The 24,968-nt window shown below is 75.1% G+C and carries 25 protein-coding genes; 13 read left to right on the top strand and 12 right to left on the bottom strand.

Features of this window, described 5'->3' with window-relative positions; genetic code table 11:
* Window positions 1–205: 205 nt before the first annotated feature.
* The 4 genes from ACIPUC_RS09335 (at window position 206) to ACIPUC_RS09320 (ending at window position 3,265) form a co-directional block, all read left to right on the top strand.
* Window positions 206–1,294, top strand: a complete 1,089-nt coding sequence (locus ACIPUC_RS09335) for an NUDIX domain-containing protein (protein ID WP_446588003.1) — start codon at window positions 206–208, stop codon at window positions 1,292–1,294.
* 78 nt (window positions 1,295–1,372) lie between these two features.
* Window positions 1,373–1,885, top strand: coding sequence for an SRPBCC family protein (locus ACIPUC_RS09330; protein ID WP_446588001.1), 513 nt, complete (start codon window positions 1,373–1,375; stop codon window positions 1,883–1,885).
* Window positions 1,886–2,044: 159 nt separating this feature from the next.
* The gene (locus ACIPUC_RS09325) at window positions 2,045–2,716 is read left to right on the top strand and encodes a GNAT family N-acetyltransferase (protein ID WP_446587999.1); all 672 of its coding nucleotides are present in this window, start codon (window positions 2,045–2,047) and stop codon (window positions 2,714–2,716) included.
* Window positions 2,717–2,773: 57 nt separating this feature from the next.
* A complete protein-coding gene (locus ACIPUC_RS09320) occupies window positions 2,774–3,265 on the top strand; it encodes a hypothetical protein (protein ID WP_446587997.1) in 492 nt (163 codons plus the stop codon).
* Between the two features lie 4 nt (window positions 3,266–3,269).
* Here ACIPUC_RS09320 and ACIPUC_RS09315 read toward each other — a convergent pair whose 3' ends face one another.
* Entirely contained in the window at window positions 3,270–4,757 is a 1,488-nt protein-coding gene (locus ACIPUC_RS09315) for a DEAD/DEAH box helicase (RefSeq protein ID WP_446587995.1), read from the bottom strand.
* Window positions 4,758–4,826: 69 nt separating this feature from the next.
* Complete coding sequence (locus ACIPUC_RS09310; protein WP_446587993.1) at window positions 4,827–5,321, bottom strand: MarR family winged helix-turn-helix transcriptional regulator; 495 nt, start codon at window positions 5,319–5,321, stop codon at window positions 4,827–4,829.
* Window positions 5,322–5,413: 92 nt separating this feature from the next.
* On the opposite strand from ACIPUC_RS09310, the gene ACIPUC_RS09305 reads away from it, so the two are divergent.
* On the top strand, window positions 5,414–5,782 hold the full coding sequence (locus ACIPUC_RS09305; protein ID WP_446587991.1) for an HGxxPAAW family protein: 369 nt from the start codon (window positions 5,414–5,416) through the stop codon (window positions 5,780–5,782).
* On the opposite strand, the gene ACIPUC_RS09300 is transcribed toward ACIPUC_RS09305, so the two are convergent.
* Entirely contained in the window at window positions 5,700–6,758 is a 1,059-nt protein-coding gene (locus ACIPUC_RS09300) for a 2-oxoglutarate and iron-dependent oxygenase domain-containing protein (protein WP_446587989.1), read from the bottom strand. The two genes, ACIPUC_RS09305 and ACIPUC_RS09300, sit on opposite strands and share 83 nt — an antisense overlap.
* Before the next feature lie 221 nt (window positions 6,759–6,979).
* Between ACIPUC_RS09300 and ACIPUC_RS09295 the strand changes: the two genes are divergently transcribed.
* On the top strand, window positions 6,980–7,186 hold the full coding sequence (locus tag ACIPUC_RS09295) for a cold-shock protein (RefSeq protein WP_446587987.1): 207 nt from the start codon (window positions 6,980–6,982) through the stop codon (window positions 7,184–7,186).
* 86 nt (window positions 7,187–7,272) lie between these two features.
* On the opposite strand, the gene ACIPUC_RS09290 is transcribed toward ACIPUC_RS09295, so the two are convergent.
* The 5 genes from ACIPUC_RS09290 to ACIPUC_RS09270 all read right to left on the bottom strand — a co-directional run bounded on the left by ACIPUC_RS09290 (window position 7,273) and on the right by ACIPUC_RS09270 (window position 10,197).
* Entirely contained in the window at window positions 7,273–7,851 is a 579-nt protein-coding gene (locus tag ACIPUC_RS09290) for a TetR/AcrR family transcriptional regulator (protein ID WP_446587985.1), read from the bottom strand.
* The gene (locus ACIPUC_RS09285; protein WP_446587983.1) at window positions 7,848–8,201 is read right to left on the bottom strand and encodes a DUF1304 domain-containing protein; all 354 of its coding nucleotides are present in this window, start codon (window positions 8,199–8,201) and stop codon (window positions 7,848–7,850) included. Before ACIPUC_RS09285 ends, ACIPUC_RS09290 begins: the two co-directional genes overlap by 4 nt.
* A 117-nt stretch (window positions 8,202–8,318) precedes the next feature.
* Window positions 8,319–8,513: a ferredoxin gene (locus ACIPUC_RS09280; RefSeq protein WP_446588900.1), complete on the bottom strand. Its 195-nt coding sequence runs from the start codon at window positions 8,511–8,513 to the stop codon at window positions 8,319–8,321.
* Between the two features lie 20 nt (window positions 8,514–8,533).
* Window positions 8,534–9,730 (bottom strand): cytochrome P450, encoded by a 1,197-nt coding sequence (locus tag ACIPUC_RS09275; protein ID WP_446587981.1) that lies wholly within the window; start codon window positions 9,728–9,730, stop codon window positions 8,534–8,536.
* 128 nt (window positions 9,731–9,858) lie between these two features.
* Window positions 9,859–10,197: a thioredoxin family protein gene (locus tag ACIPUC_RS09270; protein ID WP_446587979.1), complete on the bottom strand. Its 339-nt coding sequence runs from the start codon at window positions 10,195–10,197 to the stop codon at window positions 9,859–9,861.
* A gap of 106 nt (window positions 10,198–10,303) precedes the next feature.
* On the opposite strand from ACIPUC_RS09270, the gene ACIPUC_RS09265 reads away from it, so the two are divergent.
* The 5 genes from ACIPUC_RS09265 to ACIPUC_RS09245 all read left to right on the top strand — a co-directional run bounded on the left by ACIPUC_RS09265 (window position 10,304) and on the right by ACIPUC_RS09245 (window position 14,526).
* Complete coding sequence (locus ACIPUC_RS09265; RefSeq protein ID WP_446587977.1) at window positions 10,304–10,573, top strand: hypothetical protein; 270 nt, start codon at window positions 10,304–10,306, stop codon at window positions 10,571–10,573.
* A 72-nt stretch (window positions 10,574–10,645) separates the two neighbouring features.
* Window positions 10,646–11,263 carry a DUF7691 family protein gene (locus ACIPUC_RS09260; protein WP_446587975.1) on the top strand — a complete coding sequence of 206 codons (618 nt, stop codon included), beginning with the start codon at window positions 10,646–10,648 and terminating at the stop codon, window positions 11,261–11,263.
* A gap of 150 nt (window positions 11,264–11,413) precedes the next feature.
* The gene (locus ACIPUC_RS09255) at window positions 11,414–11,773 is read left to right on the top strand and encodes a YciI family protein (RefSeq protein WP_446587973.1); all 360 of its coding nucleotides are present in this window, start codon (window positions 11,414–11,416) and stop codon (window positions 11,771–11,773) included.
* A gap of 63 nt (window positions 11,774–11,836) precedes the next feature.
* Window positions 11,837–13,066 (top strand): RNA polymerase sigma factor, encoded by a 1,230-nt coding sequence (locus tag ACIPUC_RS09250; RefSeq protein WP_446588898.1) that lies wholly within the window; start codon window positions 11,837–11,839, stop codon window positions 13,064–13,066.
* Between the two features lie 194 nt (window positions 13,067–13,260).
* A complete protein-coding gene (locus ACIPUC_RS09245; protein ID WP_446587971.1) occupies window positions 13,261–14,526 on the top strand; it encodes a S8 family peptidase in 1,266 nt (421 codons plus the stop codon).
* On the opposite strand, the gene ACIPUC_RS09240 is transcribed toward ACIPUC_RS09245, so the two are convergent.
* The 4 genes from ACIPUC_RS09240 to ACIPUC_RS09225 all read right to left on the bottom strand — a co-directional run bounded on the left by ACIPUC_RS09240 (window position 14,514) and on the right by ACIPUC_RS09225 (window position 23,106).
* Complete coding sequence (locus ACIPUC_RS09240) at window positions 14,514–15,992, bottom strand: condensation domain-containing protein (protein ID WP_446587969.1); 1,479 nt, start codon at window positions 15,990–15,992, stop codon at window positions 14,514–14,516. The genes ACIPUC_RS09245 and ACIPUC_RS09240 overlap by 13 nt on opposite strands.
* A gap of 87 nt (window positions 15,993–16,079) precedes the next feature.
* Window positions 16,080–17,048, bottom strand: a complete 969-nt coding sequence (locus ACIPUC_RS09235; protein ID WP_446587967.1) for an ABC transporter ATP-binding protein — start codon at window positions 17,046–17,048, stop codon at window positions 16,080–16,082.
* Window positions 17,045–19,783: a hypothetical protein gene (locus ACIPUC_RS09230; protein WP_446587965.1), complete on the bottom strand. Its 2,739-nt coding sequence runs from the start codon at window positions 19,781–19,783 to the stop codon at window positions 17,045–17,047. The genes ACIPUC_RS09235 and ACIPUC_RS09230 overlap by 4 nt, the downstream gene beginning before the upstream one ends.
* Complete coding sequence (locus ACIPUC_RS09225; protein WP_446587963.1) at window positions 19,780–23,106, bottom strand: FtsX-like permease family protein; 3,327 nt, start codon at window positions 23,104–23,106, stop codon at window positions 19,780–19,782. Before ACIPUC_RS09225 ends, ACIPUC_RS09230 begins: the two co-directional genes overlap by 4 nt.
* Before the next feature lie 177 nt (window positions 23,107–23,283).
* Between ACIPUC_RS09225 and ACIPUC_RS09220 the strand changes: the two genes are divergently transcribed.
* A complete protein-coding gene (locus ACIPUC_RS09220; protein ID WP_446587961.1) occupies window positions 23,284–24,003 on the top strand; it encodes an ABC transporter ATP-binding protein in 720 nt (239 codons plus the stop codon).
* A gap of 69 nt (window positions 24,004–24,072) precedes the next feature.
* Window positions 24,073–24,957: a hypothetical protein gene (locus ACIPUC_RS09215; RefSeq protein WP_446587959.1), complete on the top strand. Its 885-nt coding sequence runs from the start codon at window positions 24,073–24,075 to the stop codon at window positions 24,955–24,957.
* Window positions 24,958–24,968 lie beyond the last annotated feature (11 nt).

Below are 24,968 nucleotides of genomic sequence, written 5' to 3'. Positions count from 1 at the left end.
TGACGTGGTCGGACCGGCGGTTTTCACGCCGCCAGTCCGCCCCGGGAACGTAGCAAGGAGCGCATAACCAGGTAATAAGGAGGTATAGCGGCGGCAAAGCGGAGGCGGTTCCGCCGAGGGGCCGGAGCTGCCGTGACGCCGTAACCCGGAGGCCGCGGCCGCTGTTGCACAGTCGGCGGGTCCACCCACGGTGAACGGAGTTCCGATGCCGCAGCTGACCGACGAGGCCGCGCCCGACGGGGTCGTCTCCGACGGGTCCGCGCCGGACCGCGACGAGGCGGCGGCCGGGACCTGGATGACCCCGGAGGCGTACGGCGCCTCGCGCGCCGCGCTGTGGACCGGAGCCGTGGTCCTCGTCACCGACACGGACGGCCGGGTCCTCGTACAGAGCGTCGACTACCGGTCCGACCGCCTCCTGCCCGGCGGGGCCGTGGACGCGGGCGAATCGCCGTCCGCAGCGGCGGCCCGCGAAGTGCGCGAGGAGCTGGGCGTCGACGGCCGCTACCCGCGCGGTCTCGCCGTGGACTGGATCCCGGCCGACACCCCCGGCATCCCGGCCGCCATGCGGTTCCCCGGCGAGATCCTGCACGTCTACGACGGCGGCACCTGGACGCCGGACCGGATCAAGTCCGTCCGCCTCCCCGCCCAGGAGGTCACCGGCATCCACTTCGCCGAGCCGGCCGACCTGCCCGCCCTCATGGACGCGGGCGACGCCCGCCGCGCCCTGTCCGCGCTGCGGGCCCGCATCAACGGCTCCGGCACGGCCCTGCTGGAGGACGGCCGTCCCACCGTGCCCACCGCCCTCGACCGGCTCGGCGTCCTGCGCACCCGCCGGACCGCGCAGCACGGGGCGTGGCACGCGGGCCCGGTCCCCGCGCAGCTGCCCGTACGGGACCACCGGGGCTGGCTGTTCGCCCCCGACGGGCGGGTGCTGCTCCTGATCGCCCGCGCCACCGGCGCGGCCCACCTCCCGCCGCCGACGGCCGCACCCACGGCCGGCGCCTTCCCGCTCGGCTACCGGTACGGCGACGGCCGCGGCAGCGACGGCCGCGACGGCGCAGACCAGGGCGCCCACGCCCGCACCGCGGCCCGGCTCACCGGCCTCCCCCCGGCCGCGGACCCGGCGTACGCCCGTCTGCTGGCCACCCCCGAGCAGGTCCGCGAACTGAGCGACTGGGGCCCGGCCGGCGCCCGTGAACTCGCGGCGGTCCACGCCGCCCGCACCCGCCTCTCCCTCCCCGCCCCGACCCGCACCCCGCCCACCGAACTCCCCGAATCGGCGACCCGCTGGTAGCCGGGCCCGCCCGGCCGCGGCCGCCGCCATGATCGGGAAATCCGGCGTCCGGCGTCCGCGGTCCCGCAGCATGGGGCCATGAGCGACAGTGCGATCACCTACACCCTGTACATCCAGGCCGATCCCGACCGGGTCTGGCAGGCCCTCACCGAGCCCGCCTTCACCCGCCGGTACTGGGGCCTGAGCTTCGAGACCGACTGGGCGGTGGGCTCGCCGATGGACTGGGTCGAGCGCGGGGCCCGCACCAGCGACCCCGAGCAGGTGGTCCTGGACTGCGTCCCGGACCGCCTGCTTTCCTACACCTGGCACACCTTCAGCCCGCAGTGGGCGGCCTCGGCCGGGATCGACGAGGAACTGCGGGCCCAACTGGCTGCGGAGCGGCGCACGAAGGTGACGTACGAGATCGAGCCGGTCGGCGACACCCTCGCCCGGCTGACGATCCTGCACGAGGGCTTCGAGCCCGGCGGCACCCTGATCGGCATGTGCGGGCGGGCCTGGCCGATGCTCGCCTCCAGCCTCAAGACCCTCCTGGAGACCGGCGCCCCGCTGCCCGAGCCGGAGGAGGAGCCCCGCGAGACCGACGCCACCTGACCACCGCCACCTGACCACCGCCACCACACCACGGCACCTGACCACCGCCCCGGAGAGCCGGTCCGCGCCCCTTGCCGCACCGGCTCCCACCGGCCCGCCCGAACACGCGTGCCCCGCGCCTGAGACCATGTGTACCGAACATGAATCAGGAGCACCGCCATGGCACTTGAAGACCTCCGCGCCGGCCGCACGCTGGCCGAGATCCTGGACGACGCCGCGCACGGGCGCTTCCCGCCGCCCGACGGCGGGACGACCGTGGTGCCCCAGCACAACCGGCGCGACGCGGGCGTCATCGCCTTCACCGCCCATTCCGTGGTGTTCACCGACGAGGACCCGCACTGGGTGCGCTCCACCCTTGCCGCCGTGCAGTGCGACGACCTCGCCGCCACCATGAACGCGCGCTTCCTGGCCGCCCTGCTGGACCGTACGGGGCGCACCACCGACACCATCGACCTGCTCACCGTCGCCGGCCCGCTGCCCGGCGAACCCCCGCTGGAACTCGTCGAGATCGACGACCCCGACCACCCCCGGGTACGGCGCGCCCTGGGCCGCCGGGACGACGTACGGGTCTGGAAGGCCGACGGGGGAGTCCTCGTCCTCGGCCGCGGTGTCGCGGGCCGCTGGGAGACGGCGGTCGAGGTCGACGAGGACGTCCGCCACCGCGGCCTGGGCCGGGACCTGGCCCGCGCCGCCCGCCACCTCGTCCCCGACGGGCAGCCGGTCTGGTCCCAGCAGGCCACCGGCAACGCCCGCAGCGTCCGCGCCTTCCAGGCCGCCGGCTTCCGGCCGGTCGGCGCGGAGGCCCTGCTGCTGGCCCCCGCGCGCCGCTGACCCCGTGACCGCACCCTGGCCGCCGGCCGCTCACGGGGGTCGTGTGGAATGGACGTCATGGGGAGAGGAAAGAAGATCCAGCAGGTCCGCGAGGGTGCCACGGCGCCCGAGCACTGGCGTTACGAACGCCACCTGGAGTCGCTGGCCGTGGCGCGGGGGGAGTCCGCCGAGGCGGAGGCCGTGGCCGCCGTGCTGCGCGACCCCGATCCGGTGATGGCCGAGAGCGCGGTGGTCACCCACGTGAACCGCCGGGCGGCGCGGCTGCTGGACGACGAGGGGTTCCCCGGCTGGGCCCGGGCGATGACAGCGGCGCTCGCCGGACGTGCCTTCCCCGAGCGGCGGCTGCGCGAATGGACCCTGCTCAAGGCCATCACCCAGGGCGAACCCTGGGCCGCGGCGGAGCTCACCGCGGCCTCCGACTGGTGCCAGCGCACGGCCGCCCAGACCCTGACCTCGTACGAGGCCCTGAGCCTGCTCGCCGCCTCCGCCCGCACCCGCCGGGTCCGCAACGCCGCCGCCGGACGCCTGCGCCGCCGCACCCTGGCCTGACGGGTCAGAGGCCCTTGCGCACCCGGGCCGCGCGGCGGGCCTCGGCGGCCTGCCGGGCCTCCATCGTCTTGCGGGACTCCTTGCCCCGGCCCGGCCGGCCCGGCCGGGTGCCGATCCCGCGGAAGCCCAGCTCCGAGCCCGAGGGCCGGCCCTTGGCGTCCGTCGGCGCGGATCCGGACAGCGGCACCCCGGACGGAGCCTTCGCTCCGGTGATCCGGCTCAGGGCCGCCTCGCCGGACCGCACCTGCGTGGTGGTCGGCCGGATCCGGGCGTCCGCCATCAGCCGGACCATGTCCCGGCGCTGGTTCGGGGCGACCAGGGTGACGACCCGGCCGGACTCGCCGGCCCGGGCGGTACGGCCGCCCCGGTGCAGGTAGTCCTTGTGGTCGGCGGGCGGGTCGACGTTGACCACGAGGTCGAGGTCGTCGATGTGGATGCCGCGCGCCGCGACGTTGGTCGCGACCAGGACGGTCACGGCGCCGGTCTTGAACTGCGCCAGGGTCCGGGTGCGCTGCGGCTGCGACTTGCCGCTGTGCAGCCCCTCCGCCCGCACGCCCATGGCCCGCAGGTGCTTCACGAACTGGTCGACCCCGTGCTTGGTGTCGAGGAACATCAGCACGCGGTTGTCGCGGGCCGCGATCTCGGTGGCCGCCGAGATCTTGTCGGCCGCGTGGATGTGCAGCACGTGGTGGTCCATCGTGGTCACCGCGCCCGCCTGCGGGTCGACGGAGTGCGAGACCGGGTCCTTCAGGTACCTGCGCACCAGCTGGTCCACATTGCGGTCCAAGGTCGCCGAGAACAGCATCCGCTGCCCCGCGTGGTGCACCTGGTCGAGGATCTCGGTGACCTGCGGCATGAAGCCCATGTCGCACATCTGGTCGGCCTCGTCGAGCACGGTGATCTTCACGCGCTCCAGGTGGACGTCACGCCGTCCGACCAGGTCGCTCAGCCGCCCGGGGGTGGCCACCACGACCTCGGCGCCGGTGCGCAGCGCGCTCACCTGCCGGCCGATGGACAGCCCGCCGACCACCGTGGCCATCCGCAGCTTGAGGGCCTCGGCGTACGGGGTCAGCGCCTCGGTCACCTGCTGCGCCAGTTCGCGCGTCGGTACGAGGACCAGCGCCAGCGGGCGCTTCGGGTCCGCCTGCTGTCCCGCCGTGCGCGCCAGCAGCGCCAGGCCGAAGGCGAGGGTCTTGCCGGAGCCCGTGCGCCCGCGGCCCAGGACGTCCCGGCCGGCCAGCGCGTTCGGGAGCGTCGCGGCCTGGATGGGGAAGGGCTCCTTCACCTCCAGCCGGGCCATGGTGGTCATCAGCTCGGCGGGCAGCTCCAGCTCGGAGAACGAGGTGACCGGCGGCAGCGCCGGCACCTTCGGCTCGTGCATCGTGAACTCACCCTGCGGCCCGGTGCTGCGGGGTGCCTTGGCGGCGGACTTGCCGCCGGACTTGGCACCGGGCTTCACACCGAATCGGCCATGAGCTGACGGGTTCCTCATGCAGGACCTTTCGAGACAGAGAATGCAAGACGGAAGAAGATGGTCAACCGCCCATGGTACCAGCGGAGGCTACGCCTCCCCGGTGCCCGGTTCCCCCGACCGCACCTGCGCGCAGTGGGCGCGGACCTCGACCGCGGCGCGCTCGAACCAATCGGCGATCACGGCGATCTCGTCGGGGGTGTAATCGGCGAACAGGGCGCCGAGCCGGTCGTAGAAGGGCTGGTAGACCGCGACGACTCGGGCGGCGGCAGCGGGCTCGGCCACGACCCGTACGCGCCGCCGGTCGGCGGGGTCGGGCTGCCGGCGCGCGTACCCGGCCCGCTCGAGGCGGTTGAGGACCCCGGTGACGGCGCCGGTGGTGAGATCCACCAGCTCGGCGAGGTCGCCGGCGGCCAGTGGGGTGTCCCCGGCGCCCAGGATGTGGCCCAAACAGGTCAGGTCCGTGACGTTGAGGCCCAGCCGCTGCGCCACCTCCTGCTGGCCGACGATGCCCAGGGCGACGTACTGGTCCATGCGCGACATGGCCTCCGCGGCCGTGGCCGGGGGGCGGGGCTTGCCCTCCACGGACATACTCCTTAGTCTCTAAGTTACTTAGCTCGTGAGATAAATGAACCTTTCTCCGAGCCTACTGCCGACCGCACGACCTGGGAGAATGCATGAGCGCCCACGGCCACGTCGACCTCGGCCACACGGTGGCCGGCTGGACCGGTACCGGTCTGGCCCTGATCGGCTTCACCGGAGCGGGCCTCGCCGTGTGCGCGGCCTGGACGCCCGGGATATGGATCGGCCTCGGCGTCGTCGCCGCGGCCGGGATCGTCACCTGGCTGCTGCACCTCGCCGGGTGGGGCAAGCCCAGCGGCCCCCGCCCCGAGGCCCACTGGGACTGGCGCACCCGCGACACCGCCGCCCACGCGGGGCACGCCGACTGCCTGGGCTGCCGGGTCAGCGGACCGCGCCGAGCCGCCGCAGCAGCCCCTCGGCCTCGATCCGCCGTGTCGTTGCCCGCTGCGGATAGCAGCGCATGAACATGCGGGTGAAGTGCTCCCCGTAGTGGATCACGGTGTCGTCGTCCGGATCCGGCTGCAACGGGCGGATCCGGGCGCCGAAGCGCGGCTCGTGGAAGTACGCCAGCGTGTAGCGCTCCCGGTCCGCGAGCCGCACCTTGTGCGGGGTCGAGAGCAGGGTGCCGCCCGTCAGGAACTGCAGGATGTCGCCGGGGAACACGGTGAGCACCCCGGGCACCGGGGCCACGTACGTCCAGCCGGGGGAGTCCTGGGCGAAGCCCGCCGTGCTCTCGCCGGGCAGCCAGTTCCGCGGCCGGCGCTCCCCGCGGACCGGCGGGCGCACGAACAGTCCGCCCACCTCGTCCTGGGCGGCGATCACGAGGAGTCCGTAGTCGGTGTGCGCGCCGATCCCGCGCTCCGCCGTCCGGGAGGCCGCCGGGAAGCGCAGCACGCGCATGTGGTGCCAGCCGCCGCGGGTCAGCGCGGCCAGCCGGTCGATGCGGTCGGCTTCCGGGGTCGGCCCTCCCGGCCCCGGGTCGGGGCGCGAGCCGAGCCCGAGCCCGAGCGCCACCAGGCGCAGCAGCCGCTCCCCGAGACCGCCCACCCCCGCGAGGTAGGCCTCCATGGCCGCGCGGTAGCCGGGGTCCGGCCAGGGCACGGGCCCGTGGCAGGGCAGCCCGGCCCCGGCCGCCAGGTCCGGGGTGATGGTGAAGATCTCCGACGCGTCCCGCTCGCCGGCCGTGACCTCCTCGCCCGAGGCGATGTACCCGCTGTACGACGTGTCGTTGACGCACGCCGCCTTCTGCGCCAGGGGCCGTGCGAAGAACCGGCGGCTCGCCGCCATCGCCTCCCGCGTCCGCGCCCGCTGTCCGGGGTCGGCGGCGACCTGGAAGATCCCGTCGCGCCGCCAGGCGGCCGTCATCGCCCGGCCGAGCGCCTCGTCCGCCGCCGTCCCGGTCACTCGGTCCGGTACCCGGAATGTCGCGAAACCGCCCATGTCCCGCCCCTCTCGAAGACACCTCGAAGACACCTCGAAGACACCTCGCAGGCACCTGGCAGGTGCCCTTTCCCCCGTTTCACGGATGGGGCGGCCAGAAGTTCGAATCCGCGGCACGCCACGGTTGGCCGCGTCCAGCGTGTGCAGTGCGGGAGGGTTGGGCAGGATCGGAGACGGCCGCGTGTGCGGCCCGCAGTGGAACGTTGAGAAGGATCAGCCAGATGGCAACAGGCACCGTGAAGTGGTTCAACTCGGAGAAGGGGTTCGGCTTCATTCAGCAGGACGACGGCGGCCCGGACGTGTTCGTGCACTTCTCCGCCATCGAGACCACCGGCTTCAAGTCGCTGGAAGAGAACCAGAAGGTCGAGTACAACGTCACCCAGGGCCCCAAGGGCCCTCAGGCCGAGCGGGTGGTCCCCCTCTCGTAGTACCGCTTCACGGGTCCGGCCCGTGAGGTGAGCCCCGCCGGTCCGTCCGGCGGGGCCTTTGCATGCCGTCCGGCATCTCCGCGCAGCTATACGGCCCGGTGCAGGGCCAGCAGGAGCCGCCACAGATGCTCCGCCAGGTCGGCCGGCCCGGCCGGGACGGTGTCGTGGAGCCAGTCCGCGAGGACGCCGGTGAAGGCGGCGGCGACCGCCGAGGCGACGAGATCCGGGTGCGGGGCGCCCGCGGCCGCCCGCTCGGCGCGGGCCCGCTCGCGCAGTTCCCGGTGGAGGCGGTCGCCGAGCGGGCCCCCGCCGCCCGGCAGGAGCAGGGTGCGGTAGAGCGGCGCGCGCTCGGCCGCCCCCGTCAGGAAGCCGGCCAGTGCGGCCGGGGGGCGAGCGGGGGGCAGCGCCCCCGGGCCGGTCTGCCAGGCGTGCAGGGCGTCGACCGCGGCGTGCACCACATCGGCGCAGGCGTCCACGGCGAGCGCGGTGAGGTCCTCGTAGTGCAGGTAGAACGTGGCGCGGCCGACCTTCGCCCGGCGGACCACCGCCGAGACGCTGACCTCGGCGAGCGGGCTGCCGGCGCATTCCGCGAGCAGGCTCTCGCGCAGCCGTGCCTTCGTCCTGGCCGTACGCGGGTCCGGGGCGCGGGGGTCCGGCGGGCTCACGCGGCCAGCAGTGCCGCGCCGAGGGCCAGTGCGCCGGGCAGGGCCTGGGCGACGAGGATCCGCCGGTTGGCGGTCGCGGCCCCGTACACCCCTGCGACGATCACGCACACCAGGAAGAAGACCTGCGTGGCCAGCGAGTCGATGACCAGGGCCCACACCAGGCCCGCGGCGAGGAACCCGTTGTACAGGCCCTGGTTGGCGGCGAGCGGGGCGGTGCGACGGGCGGTGTCCGCGTCGAATCCGGACAGCGCGCGCCCCGGCGGCCGCTGCCACAGGAACATCTCCAGCACCAGGATGTACACGTGCAGGGCGGCCACGAGGCCGATCAATATCTGAGCGACCGTGTGCACGGGCCGCCTCCACTTCTCGGGACTGATCCGGAGCCCGGGGAATCCCGGGGACCATATTTCCTGGACAACTGTACAGGAAATATGGTCCCCGTCGACGCCCTCGTCCACGCCCCGTGCTCAGTCCTCCCGTACGGAGATCGCCGAGACGGGGCAGGCCCGGGCGGCTTCCCGGACCAGCGGGCTCCCGGCGCCGTCCGCGCGCCCCGGGAGCAGTTGGCCGAAGCCGTCGTCGTCCTGCGTGAACACCCCGGGGGCGGTCAGCGCGCACTGGCCCGCGCCGATGCAGACGCCCGTGTCGATGTCGATGCGCAGGCGTGCGGTGGACACCGCCCTCACCACGCCACGGGCAGTTCGACCATGCCCTGGATGGTGTCGCCTGGCTTGAAGGGGATCCCGTCCGGCTCTGCCGCCAGCCGCAGCCCGGGCAGCCGCTCGAACAAGGTCCCCAGCGCGATCTCCATCTCCGCGCGGGCCAGGTTCTGCCCGAGGCACTGGTGGATGCCGAAGCCGAAGGCCAGGTGGTGCCGGGTGGGGCGGTGCCAGTCCAGCGCGTCCGGATCCTCGAAGGCGGAGTCGTCGCGGTTGATGACGGAGGTGGAGAAGACCACCCCGTCGTCCGCGCGGACCGTGACCCCGCCGATCTCGATGTCCTCGGTCGCCACCCGCAGCATCCCGTCCGCGATCGACAGGAACCGCATCAGTTCCTCCACGGCCGACGAGATCAGCGTGGGGTCCGCCCGCAGCTCGGCCAGCTGCCCGGGGTGGCGCAGCAGGGTGAAGGTGCCGAGCGAGATCATGTTGGCGGTGGTCTCGTGCCCCGCGATGAGCAGGATCGCGGCGAGGTCGACCAGCTCCGCGACGCCGATCTCGCCGGTCTCCAGGCGCTCCGCGATCAGCTCGTCGAGCAGGCCGTCCCCGGGCTCCCGGCGCTTGCGCCCGATCAGGTCGGCGAGGTACGCGTCGAGCCGGCGCCGGGCGTCCTCCACATCGGCGGCCTCCGGGCCGCGCAGCAGCCGCCGCGACTCGCCCTCGAAGAACTCGTGGTCCTCGTACGGGACTCCGAGCAGGGCGCAGATCACCATCGACGGCACCGGCAGGGCGAAGGCGGACACCAGTTCCGCCCGCGGGCCCGCGGCGGCCATCTCGTCGATCAGCCGGTCCACGGTCTGCTGGATGCGCGGCCGCAAGGCAGCGGTGCGCTTCAGGGTGAAGGCCGGGATCAGCATCCGGCGCTGCGTGTTGTGCTCGGGGTCGTCGAACCCGAGCAGCGCGGCGCGTCGGCTCTGGAGGCCTTTGAACCGCCTGGTGGGTGTGGGGAAGGCCGCGTTGCGGCGGTCGGTGGAGAGCCGTCCGTCGGCGAGCAGGGCGCGGGCCTCGGCGAGCCCGGTGACCACCCATGCGGAGCGGCCGTCGAAGAGGGTGACGCGGGAGAGCGGCCGGCTCTTCCGCAGCGGCTCGTAGGCGGTCGGCGGGTGGTAGGGGCAGGTTCGGTCCTGGGGGAAGGCAACGGTCTCTGACGTGAAGGACATGAGCACCTCGCGAGCGATGGTTCCGTTGTGCCGGACTCCATTACATGCCTGAGGCACCTATCCCACCTATGCCACTTTCGGCCAGATCACCCGAGTTCGCCCACAGGGCCCAGTCGGCGGCCCGGACCTCAGAGATGGGCGTCCAGGAAGACCCGCAACTCGTCGGCGGTCAGGGGCCCGGCCTGGCTCGCGACCGCTTCGCCGTCCTTGACGAGCACGGCGGTCGGGGCGGCGGTGACGCCGAAGCGCCTGGTCGTCCCCGGGCAGCGGGTCATGTCCGTACGGACGGCGGTGAGCCGCGTCGCGTACGCGTCGGCCAGCTCGGCGACGACCGCGTCCATCGCCCGGCACGCCTCGACGGCCTTCGGCCAGCTCCCGCAGAAGTAGGCGAGAACCGGCCCCTGCGCCATGGAGAGGATGAAGTCGAACTCCTGGTCCTCCAGTGGCTGGTGTACCCGACGTGCCATGCCTGCCGCTCCTCGCTCCCGGGCCCCCCTGAGCAGGGGGGCGGCCACCATCATCGCCGCTGCGCGCGGCGGCCGATTGTCAGTGGTGCCTGTGAAGCTTGACCGCATGGACGACAGGATGCTCCGGCGCCGGGTCTACGGCGCCGACCACGAAGACCCCGACCCCGGCCCGCGCCCCGGGCACGTCTACGGCGAACTCGTGGGCGGCCCCCTGGACGGGCTCCTCCTCGACACCACCGGCTGGAGCGCCCGCCAGCTCGCCGAAGAGGCCCGCCTGCCCACGGAGATAGGGCGCTACGGGGCCGGCGGCCGCGCCCACTACCGGCGCCGGGCGGCGGACCCCGGCCGCTGGGACTGGGTGGGGGACAGCCGCTGACCGCGCGGGCCGGTCACCACCTGCCGTTGGAGTCGGCGATCATGGAACGTCGACGTACGGAGGAATGGGGCCATGGGGAACCTGGAGATGAGCACCGGCGACATGCGGGCCGTGATCCGGCTGCTGACGGCGGTGGAGCGGACACCCGATCAGGAGCGCCGCATCGGCATCGCCCGGGAGCGGTGCACGCAGCAGGACGCCCGCCTCGCGGACGAGGGCATCACGCTCGGCGTGCCGGTCGCGCAGGCGCTGGAGGAACTGCTGGACGGCAGCCCCAGCGCGGACATGGAGCCCGGCTACACCTATGCCTTCCAGGCACTGGTGGCGGTGAACTTCTCCGACACCTACGACCTCGGCTACTGGCGGCGGCCGTCCTGGTTCCACACCGTCGACGAGGAGATGACCCGCAACGGGGTCCCCGCCGACCTCGCGCCCGCGGCGCTCCTCTTCGGCGGCCCGCCGCTGCGACTCCCGCATCCGGGTGACGCCGTCCCGTGGATGGGCACCTTTCCCGCTTCACGCGCCGCCGAGGTGGTCGAGGCGTACGAGGCGGTCCTCGACAAGCTCGACCCGGAGGTCCGCGAGACGGCGCAGGTGCTGCTGGAGCCCCTGCGGGTCGAGGCCGAGGAGTGGGAGTCGACGAAGAAGGCGGGCCGGACCGAGGACACCGTCTTCTTCTGGCTCCACTGAGCGGCTGAACGGCCGAGTGACCGGGCCCCGGTGGCCGCTCCCGAAGATTCTTTGAAGAATTCTCCGCAGAGCTGTCGATCCGGGCGCCTCCCGTTCGACGCAGGGGTGAGAGGCAGGGAAAGCCCCCGCCCTCCCGACCGAGGAGTCACCATGCCGCGCTTCCTGACGATGATCCGCATCAACGAGCAGGACCTGACCCCCGACACCTTCTTCCCGCCGGAGTTCGAGCAGCGCATGGGCGCCCTGCTGGAGGAGATCACCAAGGCCGGCGTCATGCTGGACACCGCCGGGCTCCTGCCCACCTCCGAAGGGACCCGGCTCAGCTGGTCCGGCGGGAAGATCAGCTACACCGACGGCCCCTTCACGGAAACCAAGGAGGTCGTCGGCGGCTACTCCCTGACCCAGTGCAAGGACAAGGCCGAGGCCATCGAGTGGACCAGGCGGTTCCTGGAGATCCACCCGGCGGAGTGGAACGTCAGCGCCGAGGTCCGGGAGATCCAGGAGATGTGATCCGGGCCGCGCCGCGTTTGCCCTGCCCCGTCACGGCTGCTCTGATGGGTGGCCGTGACGGCAGTGAGTGCGGCCCAGGCGGTCGAAGCGGTGTTCAGGATCGAGTCGGCGCGGATCATCGCCGGTGTCGCCCGTATCGTCCGGGACGTCGGCATCGCCGAGGAACTCGCGCAGGACGCCCTCGTCGCCGCGCTGGAGCAGTGGCCCGAGTCGGGGGTCCCCGACCGGCCGGGCGCCTGGCTCACGGCCACCGCCAAACACCGCGCGATCGACCTGGTCCGCCGCAAGGAGACGTACGCGCGCAAACTCGCGGAGGTCGGCCGGGCCCTGGAGGACGTACCGCCGCCCGCCGAACCGGCCGAGCTCGCGGACCCGGAAGACATCGACGACGACCTGCTGCGGCTGATCTTCACCGCCTGCCACCCGGTCCTGGCGACCGAAGCCCGGATCGCGCTCACCCTGCGCCTGGTGGGCGGCCTGACGACCCAGGAGATCGCCCGCGCCTTCCTCGCGTCCGAGTCCACCGTCGCCCAGCGCATCGTCCGGGCGAAGCGGACCCTGGCCACGGCGGGAGTGCCCTTCGAAGTCCCGTACGGGGCCGACCGCGAGGCACGGCTCGAGTCGGTCCTCGAGGTCATCTACCTCGTCTTCAACGAGGGTTACTCGGCCACCGCGGGCGAGGACCTGGTCCGCCCCGCCCTGTGCGAGGACGCGCTGCGGCTGGCCCGCGTCCTGGCGGGCCTGATGCCCGAGGAACCCGAGGTGCACGGCCTCGCCGCGCTGCTGGAGTTCCAGGCCTCGCGGATGGCCGCCCGCACCGGACCGGACGGGGAACCGGTCCTGCTCGCCGACCAGAACCGGGCGCGGTGGAACCGCCTGCTCATCCACCGGGGCATCGAGGCCATGCGGCACGCCGGCAGCGGCCCCTACTCGGTACAGGCCGCCATCGCCGGCTGCCACGCGGCGGCCGTCCGCTACGAGGACACCGACTGGCCGACGATCGCCGCCCTGTACGGGCGGCTCGTCACGCTGGTCCCGTCCCCGGTGGTGGAGCTCAACCGGGCGGTCGCCGTCTCGATGGCCCAGGGCCCGGAGGCCGCGCTCCCGCTGGTCGACGCGCTGGGGCTGGAACCGGCCCTGCGCGCCTACCACTTGCTGCCGAGCGTACGGGGAGACCTGCTGGAGCGGCTCGGCCGCCCGGCGGAGGCCCGCGCCGAGTTCGAGCGGGCGGCCTCGCTCACCCGCAACGAGCGGGAGCGGACCCTGCTCCGCCGACGCGCGGAGCGCCTGTAGGGCGCACGGTTCGCGGTGTCACCGGGGGAAGACGGCCCCGCCGGGGCTCGGGGGCCGCTCCTGGGTTCGCGCCGAGCCGGCGCGGACCGGGCCGTCACGGGCTGTCCGGGACCGCACTCTTGTGCCTTCGGGCGGGACCGGGGAATCTGGGGCGCCCCCACACCCGGTCGACGAAAGGTCCAGGTGCACCGGAGATGACCGCCACCAGACGCATGTCGAGGCTGCTGCCGTCCGCCGCCCTGCTCGCTGCCGCCCTCCTGCCGATCGCCCCCCTCGCCTCCGCGGCCTCGGCCGCTGCCGCTCCTGCCACTCCCCCCGCTCCCGCCGGGAAGTTACAGCTCGCGGGGCCCGCCGAGACGGCGGTCCCGGACAGCTGGATCGTCGTCCTGAAGGAGCCCGCCACCGGTCCCCGGACCCTCCCCGACCTCCTGGCGAAGGCGGGCGGGGCCCGGCTCGGCCACGTCTACACGTCCGCGCTCCACGGCTTCTCCGCCCGGATGGACCGGGCCAGGGCGGCCCGGCTCGCCGCCGACCCGCGCGTGGCCAGGGTCCAGCAGGACACCGAGATCACCCTCGACGCGACGGCCCCGGCCGGCCCCGCGGCCGTCCAGCCGAACGCTCCCTGGGGACTGGACCGCATCGACCAGCGCACGCTCCCGCTCTCCACCACCTACACCCACCGGACCACCGCCCCCGGTGTACGGGTGTACGTGATCGACACCGGACTGCGCACCACGCACACGCAGTTCGGCGGCCGGGCCTCCGTCGGCACCGACACCGTCGGCGACGGCCAGAACGGCAACGACTGCAACGGCCACGGCACCCACGTCGGCGGGATCGTCGCCGGCTCTGCCTACGGTGTGGCCAAGGAGGCCCGGCTGGTCGCCGTACGCGTCCTGAACTGCCAGGGATCCGCCAGTACTTCGGGGGTCATCGCGGGCGTCGACTGGGTCACCGCGCACGCCGTCCGACCCGCCGTCGCGAACATGAGCCTGGGCGGGGCGGCCAACACCGCCCTCGACGACGCCGTCCGCGCCTCCATCCGCGCCGGGATCACCTACACCGCCGCGGCCGGCGGCGGCGCCCGGCCCGACGGGGCCTGCGCCAACTCGCCCGCCAGGCTGGCCGAGATCATCACCGTCGGCGCGAGCGACAGCCTCGACCGCCGGGCCGCCTCCTCCAACTACGGCAACTGCGTGGCCCTGTTCGCACCCGGCGTGGCCATCCCCTCGGCCTGGAAGGACGACGACAGCGCCACGGCCACCCTCAGCGGCACCTCCGCGGCCACCGCCCACACGTCCGGAGCCGCCGCCCTCCATCTCGCCCTCCGGCCGGGCGACACCCCCGCGCAGGTCAAACGGGCCCTCGTCGCGAACGCCACGACCGGCGCCCTCCAGGGAAGCCCGCCGGTCGTGCCTAACCGGCTCCTCTACACCCTCTATCCCCTCTACCTGCCGTAGCGGACGGCCACATCGAGCGGCGTCCGCTCGGGCCGGCGCGGCGCGGTCAGCGCGACGGGGCGGCGGAAGCCGCCCGAGCGGGCGATCTGCTGCACCGTCAGGCGCAGCTCCTCCTGGAAGTCGCCCATCGTGCGGCGGGCAGCCGGGGTGTCGACGTAGAGGGAGTTCATGTGCAGCCCGTCGGCATCCCGCTGGAACCACGAGCAGGCACCGTTGGCGCGCGCCGACCACACGTGCGTCGAGGGCCGCCACTCGTCGTGGCGCTCGGCGCCCTGGCACCTGCGCATGTCGATGTACGAGAAGAAGTTCACCGGGTACGGCCAGGAGCGGGCGGCGAACTCCTCGGGCGCGAGCAGTTCCCAGGCCCGCACGAACGGCACGTCGATGTGGCCGATCATCTCGCCGAACCCGGCCCGGACCCCCGCCATCACCTGGGCGAAGTCCCGGCCGGGGGAGGCGTCGAACTCGATGGGCATGGTGTTCACGAACCAGCCCACCGAGTTCCCCCAGCCTTCCCGGCCGCGCTCGCTCACCGGCATGAACCCCCGGTAGACGCCCGGTCCGCCGGCCTCGCGCAGGCAGACGGCCACGGAGGCGAGCACCCCCATGAACGGCTTCCCGCCGACCGTCAGGCAGGTCTTCTCGAAGACCTCGGCCTCGGCGGCGTCCAGCAGGGTGGAGGCCTCGTTGACGATCGGGTACATCCGGTCCGGCTCCACGCCGAGGTCGAGCGGGAAGCGGGGGAAGAACTCGCCGCCGCGCGCGATGAACTCCTTCCAGTAGCCCAGGCGTTCGTCGCCGGCGTCGATGGAGAGGTAGCGGCGCCGCTGCTCGTCGGCGAAGTCGAGGTAGCTGGGGGCGACCGGGGGCAGGCCGCTCTCCTCGCCGCGGCACAGGGCCTCGTACGCGGTCAGCACCTCGTGGACGACGATCGGCATCGACATGCCGTCGCACACGATGTGGTCGAAGGCGAGGTAGACCGTCGCCGAGTCCTCGCGCAGCACCGCGCCCATGACGAACAGCGGCCAGGACAGCGTGTCGATGCTGCGCGTGAACCGTTCGGCGAGGAAGTCCCGCAGTGCTCCGGAGGTCGCGAAGGAGCCCACGGTCTCGGCCTGGAGCGCGAGTTCGGCGGGGTCGAACGGTTCGCAGGCCAGTTCCCCGGCCAGCCGGCGGAACGCGCACCGCAGTACCTCGTGCCGCTGGACGAAGGCGAGCAGGGCCTGGGCCAGGGCCGGTTCGTCCAGCCGCCCGGCCACCTCGAAGGTGACGGCGATCCACGACGCGACGGGGTCGTCGGCGGCCCGGCTCTCCTCGGCGACGGTGAAGTGCTTCTCCTGGTTGAAGGACGCCCTCCGGCCCGGCTCGTCATCGGGGCCGCAGGCCTCCGCGGCCGCGGACCTGAGGCGCCACTCGACCACCCGACCGGGTGCCAGGTGGTGCATCTCCAGAGGAAATTGCCGCATTCCGTTCATCCCTTCGCCCCCGAGTCAACCCCGAGGCCCTAACGACCCCCATGCCGCGAAGGTGACGAAATCGGCTTTCGGCGTGCCTCAGCCCGTGTCCCCGTCGGAGTCGTCGCGGCGCACCTCGATGTGGTCGGAGGCGAGGTCGACGGCCACGCGCTGCTCCATTCCGAGGGCCTCGAGGAACTTCTGCGGCAGCTGGACGCGGCCGGTGCGGTCCAGCATCACGTACTCGCGTTCGCTCACCGATTCCGCGCCGTGCTCGTCGGTCACGGTGCGGCGCAGCACCTCGCTGCTGGTCCGGCCGTCGCGGACGGCCACCGTACGGCGGACCTCGCCGGCGACGAGCGGATCATGGGTCACGATGACCACGGTGGCGCCCAGTTCCCGGTTGACCGTGCGGAAGGCCTCGAAGATGGCGGCGCCGGTCTCGGAGTCCAGCTCGCCGGTGGGCTCGTCGGCGAGGAGCACCGCGGGGTCGTTGGCCATGGCCACGGCGATGGCCACGCGCTGCTGCTGGCCTCCGGACAGCTCGGCCGGCCGGCGGCCCGCGAGATCGGAGATCCCCAGGGCTTCGAGGAGCTCGCCGACCCGTGCGGCCCGGCGTGCGGCCGCGCCCCGTGCGGCCCGGCCCCTCAGCTGCATGGGGAGGGCGACGTTCTGGGCCGCCGTCAGGAAGGGCAGCAGGTTGCGGGCCGTCTGCTGCCAGACGAAGCCCACCGTCTCCCGGCGGTAGCGCAGCCGGTCCTTGGCGGACATCTCCAGCAGGTCGTAGCCGCCGACGGTGGCGGTCCCCGCCGTGGGGACGTCCAGGCCGGCCAGGATGTTCAGCAGGGTGGACTTGCCGCTGCCGGAGGCGCCGACCAAGGCCACCAGATCGCCCTGCGCCACGGTCAGTTCGAGCCCCTGCAAGGCCTGTACCTCGACCCCGTCGGTGCTGAAGATCCGCACCAGGCGGTCGCACAGGATGGCCGTGTCCGCCCCGGCCGTACGGGGTGCGGCGGCGGCCAGGGCCTGCCGGCGCAGCTCTTCGTAGGTCGGCTGCTCGGTGTTCACCGCTGGTCTCCCGCTCTCAGCTCGGTGGAGATCTGTCGTCTGCCGGATATCGCCGCCTCGGCGAGCACGGCCGCGGCGACCAGGGCGGCCAGGCCCAGCGCCTGCGTCAGCACGGGCCGGGCGGTGAGCCGCAGCCCGGCCGGCACTTGTGCGCCGACCAGCGCGGAGAGGTCCACGGCCGGGCCGAGCAGGGCCACGGCCGCCGCCGCGACCAGGCCGCCGCCGAACGCGGCGACCAGTGCCTGCGGCAGTGCCTCGGCCAGGATCAGCGCCACCCCCTGCCGGGGACGCAGGCCCATGGTGCGCAGCCGCGCGAGCAGCGCGGCCCGGTCGGGAGCGGCCCGCATCAGTGTCAGCAGGACGGCCAGCAGGGCGAATCCGGCAGCTCCCGCGACGGCCGCCCAGAACAGCCGCTCGGCCGAGCGCTGGAGCGGGTCGGCGCCGAGCAGGGCGACGCCGTCGGCGCTCGTCTGCACCAGGACGTGCTCCGCGGCCCCGGCCGGGGTCCTGGCGCGGACCAGCTCCTCGAGCCGATCCGCGTCGAGGGCTCCGGTGGCGAACCAGTGGTTGGGGCTGGAGACCCCGAGCAGCAGGGCGGCGATCGGCTGCGCCGGCAGTACGAGCGTGGCGGCTCCGCCGCCCGCCAGCGCGGGCGTGCCGTCGACCACGGCGGCGGCCCTGACCTGGAGTTCCTCTCCGCGGATGCGCAGCCGGAAGGCCCGGTCCCCGGCCCGCGCGACCAGGTCGCTGCTGAACAGGGCGGGCAGGGGCGCGCCGGGGGCACCGCCGGCGAGCACCGCCGGGTCGAAGCGGCCGCGTCCGATCGTGCGGGCCAGCGCCGCGTACGCCACCGGGTCGACGACGACCACCGTGACCTGCGGGGAGCCGCGGTCGGCGCCGAAGAGGAACGCGTCCTCCTCCAGCCAGGCGGCGACCAGCGTCCGTACCCCGGGCAGCTCGCCCGCGGACCGGATCAGTTCAGGCGTCAGGGCGCCGCCCACGGGTGCGGCGATCCGGGCATCGCCGCCGATGGCCTGCCGGGCCACCTGGAGCCGCGCGGTGTCCACCGAACCCAGCACCACGGCCCCGAAGCCGCCCGTCGTGACGGCGAGCATCAGGGCGATCAGCGGCAGTACGGAGGGCCGCCCGCGGCCGCCGCCGCCCCGGGCGGCGCGCGCCAGCCCGAGGAAGCCGATCAGGCCGGGGCCCCGGCCGGCCGCCCGGGCCGGCGCCCCGACGAGAGCGGGCTGGAGCCGGGCGAGCAGCAGCGCCCCGGACAGGGCGAGCAGCAGCGGGGCGGCCACCAGCAGCGGATCGAGTCCGGCGGCGGTGGCGACGCCGCGGCGGCGCACTTCCACCACCGCCGCGGTGGTGACGGCGAGGACCAGCAGCTCGGCGACGAGGCGGCGCCGGGGGCTCGGCCCGCGCGGCGGGGACAGCAGCACGAAGGCCCGTACGGGGAAGGCCAGCAGGGCGAGCAGCGCCACGGCGGACGCGGCGGTCAGCGAGGCCGTCAGCCGGGGCGTCGGCAGCAGCCGCACGGCGAGCCAGGTGGCGAGCGCGGCGGCCGGCAGCACCGTGATAGCCGCCTCCTGGAGCAGGCGGCGCACCAGGGAGCGGCGCGAGCCGCCGCGGGCCAGCAGCAGCCGCAGCTCGGCCTCGCGCCGGTCGCCGGTGAGCGCGGCGGCCAGGCAGAACACCACGGCGGCCACCCCGGCGACGCCGGCCGGGCCGATCGCGGCGAGCGGCGCGGCGCCCCGCTGCCGGGCCTCGGCCTGGGAGAGCAGGCCCGGAAGGCGGGAGCTGATGCGCAGGTCGGGCCGTTTGACGGCGGCGGACAGTTCGGACGCGGTGGGGCCGGTGACGAAGGCGGCGATCTCCCGCGAGATCCGGGGCATCCGGTCGGCGCGCAGGCTCCCGGTGTCGACCGGGAGCCGCCAGAAGAACTCGGTGCCCTCGCCCCAGGCGCCGATGCGGTCGAGGCCGTCCGCGCCGATGAGCGCGGCGGTCTGCCAGTACACCTTGGGCAGGGACTTGGGGGAGTTGGGGGTGAGATTCCGACAGGCCTGTGTCAGGCACGGCAGGTCGGTCCAGTACACGTCGGCGGGGTCGGCGGCGTCGTACAGCCCGACGACCTCGGCGCGGAGCGTTCCCAGGATGCCCGGCGATTCGAGCACGGTGCCGAGCGGTGCCTTGAGGGTCTCGGAGGCACTGCGCGACAGGGCCACCTGGAGCGGGGCGTCCGGCTCGCTGCCGCCCGGCCAGCGGCCGGCCACCAGCGAGGCGTGGGCGGCGGCCCCGGGGAGGTGGACCAGGGCGAGCCGGGGGTCCACGCCCTCGGGCCGGTCCAGCCCCGGCGTGGCCAGGTCGCGGACCTTCACCCCGCGCGCCCCGTGCACGGGCCCGCTCGCGTCGAGGCGGAACGCGCCGCCGGTGCGCGCACGCAGGGCCGCCAGGACGGAGTCCAGGTCCTGCGGGGTCATCGGCCCGCCACGGGAGTTGGCGGTGGCGGACAGGCTCGTCGGCCCGGGGCCCTGCGCCTGCAGGAACGAGCGCAGGGCCTGGTCGGCGCCGCGGTCCACGGCCCGCGGCAGCGCGGCCGCCAGCAGCACGGCGACGAAGGCCAGGGCGGCGCCGAGCAGCGCGGTCAGCGGCGCCGCGCGCAGCCGGGTCCGCACCCAGGGCGCGGGGCGGTTCCCGCGCCCGGCAACGGTGGTCGGGGCCCGGCGGGTCACATCTCCTCCAAGTGGCGCAGCCGTGCGGCGGCGCCCCGTGCGGTCCGGTCGCGGCGGCCGCCGACCACGGCCGACAGCAGGGGCACCGCGGCGATCGCGGCGGCCATCAGCAGGGTTTCGAGGGTCGGCAGGTCCACCAGCACCTCGGGTACGGGCCGCCGCGCGGCCGGTGTCAGGACGACCAGCGGCACCACCAGGTGGACGACGGCCGCGCCGAGCCCCAGCCCGACCGCGGTCCCGATGCCGACCAGGACACCGCTCTCGGCGGCGGCCGTGCGGCCCAGCCCGCGGCGGGGCGCGCCCAGCGCCGTCAGCACGGCGAACTCCCGGGCCCGCTCCCGTCCGGCCGCCGCGGCGGAGGCGCCGAAGCCGATCGCCGCCAGCAGCGCGCAGGCCACCGCGAGGGCGGCGAGCGCGCTCTGCGGACCGGCGCTCAGCGGGTCCTCCAGGAGCGCGGCGGCCACCTCCTCGCGCAGCTCCGTCTGTTGGCCGCCGGCCCCGGCACGCAGCTCGGCCGCGGCCCGAGCCGGGGCGGGGTCCGCCGCGGAGGCGGCGGGCAGCCACCACTCCGCGGGCGGCGGCAGCTCTTGCCCGGTGTCGGACGCCAGCAGCCGCCCCGTGGCGGCCAGATCGACGGCGATGGCGGTGTCCCCGGCCACCGGCAGCGAGCCGACGGCGGCGGTGATCCGCACCGGCACGGTGGCGCCGCCCAGAGGTACGGGGACCAGGTCGCCGACGGCCGCTCCGACGGCGGCGAGGTAGCCACGGGTGGCGATCCCGGGCACCTCGGCGGCGGGCGCGGGCCCCGGCAGCAGGCCGAGCCGGACACCGCCGGAGGTGTCCGTGCCGCCGCGGTAGCGCACCCGGAGCAGCGCCGGGCCGCCCGGAGCCTCCCGCGCGGGCAGGAGTTCGGCGGCGGGGCTGGCGCCGGTCAGCGCCGGGGGCTTCAGGGTCCAGCCGGGCGGGGCGGCGGGCAGCGGCACGGGTACCGCGGCCGCGCCGGGGGATCCGGCGACCGCGAGGCGGCGTACGGTCAGCTCCCCGGGGAGATCGGGCCCGCCGGGCCCGGGCCCCTCGAGGCGGCGGCCCAGACCGTCCTCCAGGCCGTACGAGAGCACGAGCCCGGCCAGGCTCAGCGGTGCGGCGGGGGACCCGAGCGGGGCTCCGGCCAGCGCGTCGAGGTCCACCGAGAGCGTGGCGTCCCCGCTGTCGGGGAGCGGGAGCATGGGGGTGCGGTAGGTCAGGCCGAACCGGTCGCGCAGCAGCAGCCCCAGCCCGGGGCGGCCGCCCGCACGGGGGGTCTGGGCGGTCACGTCGAGGTCGAGCCGCCGGGGCTGTCCCGGCAGTTCGATGCCGCCTGCGCCGCCCGCCGGGCCGGGCCCGGCGGCGAGCGGCGCGAACAGCCCGTGCATGGCCCGGCCGTCCCGCAGGTCGGCCCGCAGAGGCACCCGGTCGGCGACCCCGGCGGCGTCCAGCGCGAGCACCTGCCCGGCCCGCCCGCCGGGCAGTTCCTGCTTCACGCGGATCACCGGGACGACCCGTTCGCCGCCGGGCAGTGAGGCGTAGCGCCCGCCCCGGCCGAGCGGGGCCAGCTCACTGCCGGAGATCCGCAGGCCCCCGGCCGTGGCGAACGCGGCCTGGTCGCGCTGGGAGGCCGTCCAGGCGGTGTGCTGGCCGAGCGCCAGGACCCCGCTGGACACGGCGAGGACCAGCAGCAGGACCGGGCCGGTGGCCCGCCTCGGCCTGCGGGCGAGCTGCCAGCCGACCAGCGCCGGGCCGAGCCCGCGGCCGCGCGCCGCCAGCCGGCCGCCGAGGCGCGCGGCGAACGGCAGCAGCCGCAGCACCAGCAGGGTGCCCGCGCACAGGGCCAGGGTCGGGGCGGCGACCAGCACCGGGTCGACGCCGAGCCCGCCGACCGACCCGGCCGGGGCGGCCCCGTGTCCGGCGCCGCTGTACTGGGCGAGCTGCTGGTAGGCGAGGACGGCGAGCGCCACCAGCGCCAGGTCCGCGCCGGACCGGGCGGCCCCGGCGACCAGGGCCTGGCGGCGGCCGCTGCGGCGCAGGGCGGCGGCCCCCGCGCCGCGCAGCGCGGCGGGCAGCGCGGTCAGCGCCACGCACCCGAGGGCGCAGGCGGCCGCGACGGGCCACAGCAGCCAGGTCCCGGAGGTGTTCAGGGGGACCCGCGACAGCGGGCCGAAGCTGCTGAGGAGGTCGAGCAGGGGCGGGGTGAGGAGGGGTGCCAGGACGGCGGCGGGCAGGGCCAGGAGCAGCGATCCCGCGGCGCCGAGGGCGCCGAGCCGGCCGCGTGAGGCGCCGCGCGCGGTGAGCAGCACCCGCTCGGGCTCCTGGCGGTCCGTCAACAGCTGGGCGACCAGCAGCAGTGCGGCCGCGGCGAGGACGGCCAGCTGGAGCGCGCCGACCAGCAGGGAGGACCGGGCGACGCGCTGCCCCGACTCCAACTCACCGAGCAGAGCGGGGAGTTCGGTCTTGACTTGGAATCCGGCCGGGGGCTCTGCGCCCGCTTCCCCGGGGCTGCCGTCCGCCAGTCCCGCCGCGCGTTCGCGCAGCGCCCGGGCCTCGGCGCCACGCACGGAGGCGAAATCGGCGGTCAGCAGCGAGGCTCGGCTGTTCTGCGGAAGGCCGCCCGCGGTGAAGGCGGTGTCGTCGACGAGCAGCGGGCCGTACGTGGTGAAACTGCCGACTTGGATTTCGCGGCCGCCGAGCGGGTCGAGCCGCCAGTACGGGGCCGCCGGATCGGCCGCCCGGTAGACCCCGGTGACCAGCACGGTGAGCGGGGCGGCGCCGCCGTACCGGTCGGCCAGGCGCACCTCGGCGGGCAGCGCGGACTCGGTCAGCCCGAGCCGTACCAGCGCGGCCCGGGGCACGGCCACCGCGAGCGGCGACGGACCGCCCGCCGGCTGTGGCCACTGGCCCGCGAGGAGGCGTACGCGCTCCCGGTCGAAGGAGGCGAGCAGCGTGAGATCGGCCTCCTTGCCGCGGGTGGCGGCGCCCGGCAGGCCGTACGGGCGGCTGCGCGCCAGGCTCTCGACGGTGACCGGGAGCCGGCCGAACAGCTCGCCCGCGAAGCCCCGTACGGCCGCTTCGTCCTGGGCGCGCGCCGACACCGGATGCTCGCCGGTGACCAGCACGGCGGCCCGGTCCCGGTCCGGTCCCTGGAGCGCCTGGCGCAGCCCCGCCTCGCCCACGCCGCGGGTGAAGGCGAACAGCGCCGTCAGGACGGTCGTGGTGATCAACACGGTGAGCAGTACGGCGGCGGCGAGCGGCAGTCGCCCGCGCAGCCGGCGCACGGCGAAGCCGAGCATGTGCCTGTCCCTCCCCCGTCCGGACCACTGGCACCGGATAGCGGACGATGCTGTCAGATGTGAACGCACAGCGGAAGGGACTTGCGCGAAGGATGTGACGGATGAGCAAATTCGGACAGGAGGGGTCGCGGGCGGCGTCTCCATCGGCCGATCCGAGTCCCAGGGGGAACCGACACCATGACGCAGCATCAGGACGGCACGGCCGGACCCATGGTCGTGGTGGACGAAGTCCACCGGAGCTTCGGCAGCGGCCCGCGGACCGTGCACGCCCTGCGCGGCGTCTCGTTCGAGGTGCGCCGCGGCGAACTCACCGCGCTCAAGGGCCGCTCCGGCTCCGGCAAGACCACCCTGCTGAACCTGGTCGGCGGCCTGGACACCCCGACCACGGGGGCCGTCGTGCTCGACGGCACCCCGCTGGGCGGCCTCGACGAGCCGGGGCTGCTGGCGCTGCGCCGCGACCGGATCGGCTTCGTGTTCCAGTCCTTCGGCCTGATCCCCGTCCTCACCGCCGCCGAGAACGTCGGGCTCCCGATGCGGATGCGCAAGATCCCCGCCCAACAGCGGGAGGAGCGCGCCCGGACCCTGCTCGCCCTGGTGGGCCTGGCCGACCACGCGGGCCAGCGCCCCGGCGAACTCTCCGGCGGCCAGCAGCAGCGCGTGGCGGTGGCCCGCGCCCTCGCCAACGAACCCGACCTGATCATCGCGGACGAGCCGACCGGCCAGCTCGACTCGGAGACCGGGCGCTCGATCATGCGGCTGCTGCGCGCGGTGGTGCGCAGCGAGGGCGTCACCGCGCTGGTCGCCACCCACGACCCGGCCCTCATCGAACTGGCCGACCGGGTGGTGGAACTGCGCGACGGCCGCATCGTGGACGAGCACCGGCCGCAGAGCCTCTGAGGGACCGGGCGGCGCGCGGAGGGGTCGTGGTCCGCCGTCCGCGGGCGGCCATGGCGGACAGTGGGCCGCGTGGATGTGGAAGAGATCATCGACACCCTGTACGCACTGCCCCCGGCGCGGTTCACCGCGGCGCGGGACGAGGCCGCGGCCCGCGCGAAACGGGCCGGGGACCCGGCGGCGGGCCGGCGGATCGCGGGCCTGCGCCGCCCCACGCTCGCGGCCTGGACCTCGAACACGCTCGTCCGGGCGAAACCGGACGAGGTCGAGCAGTTCCGCCAGCTCGGGCAGGCGCTGCGGGCCGCGCACCGGTCCCTGGACGGCGAGCAGTTGCGGGACCTGTCGCATCAGCAGCACGTGGTGATCGGGGCCCTGGCCCGCGAGGCGCTCCGGCTGGCGGAGGAGGCCGGGACGGCCGTCTCGGAGACGGTGCTGCGGGAGGTCGAGCAGATCCTGTACGCCGCCCTCGCCGACCCGGAGGCGGCCGAGGCCTGGGCCTCCGGCCGGCTGGCGAAGGCCCCGGCCCTGTCGACGGAGTTCCCCGGCGTGGACCCCGATGCCGTACCGCCCGCACCACCCGCCCGGCCCGCACCACCGGCCCGGCCCGACCGGCCGGATCAGGCCGCTCCGCCGCCGGAACCGGCGCCCGAGCGGCAGCCCGGTCCCCGGGTGGCCGCAGCCCGCGCCGCGGCCCAGGAAGCGCAGTGGGCGGCCGTGGCGCGGGAGGACGAACTGCGGCAGGCCGAGGAGGCCCGGCAGCGGGCGGTCGGTCAGGCGGCGGCCGCCGACGCGGAGCTCGAGCGGGCCCGGGCCGCGCGGGACCACGCGTACGCGGCCGTCGCCGAGACCGAGGAACGCCACCGCGAGGCCGACCGGGCGGCCAGGAAGGCCCGCCGCACGGCGGAGACCGCCGCCCGCCGCCTGCGCGCCTTGACGCCAGGGGAGGGGGACGGCTGACGTGCGGGCCC

This window comes from Streptomyces sp. LARHCF249, assembly GCF_052871255.1.
The sequence above is the reverse complement of the archived record's forward strand: the minus strand, read 5'-3'. Positions and strand labels throughout refer to the sequence as shown.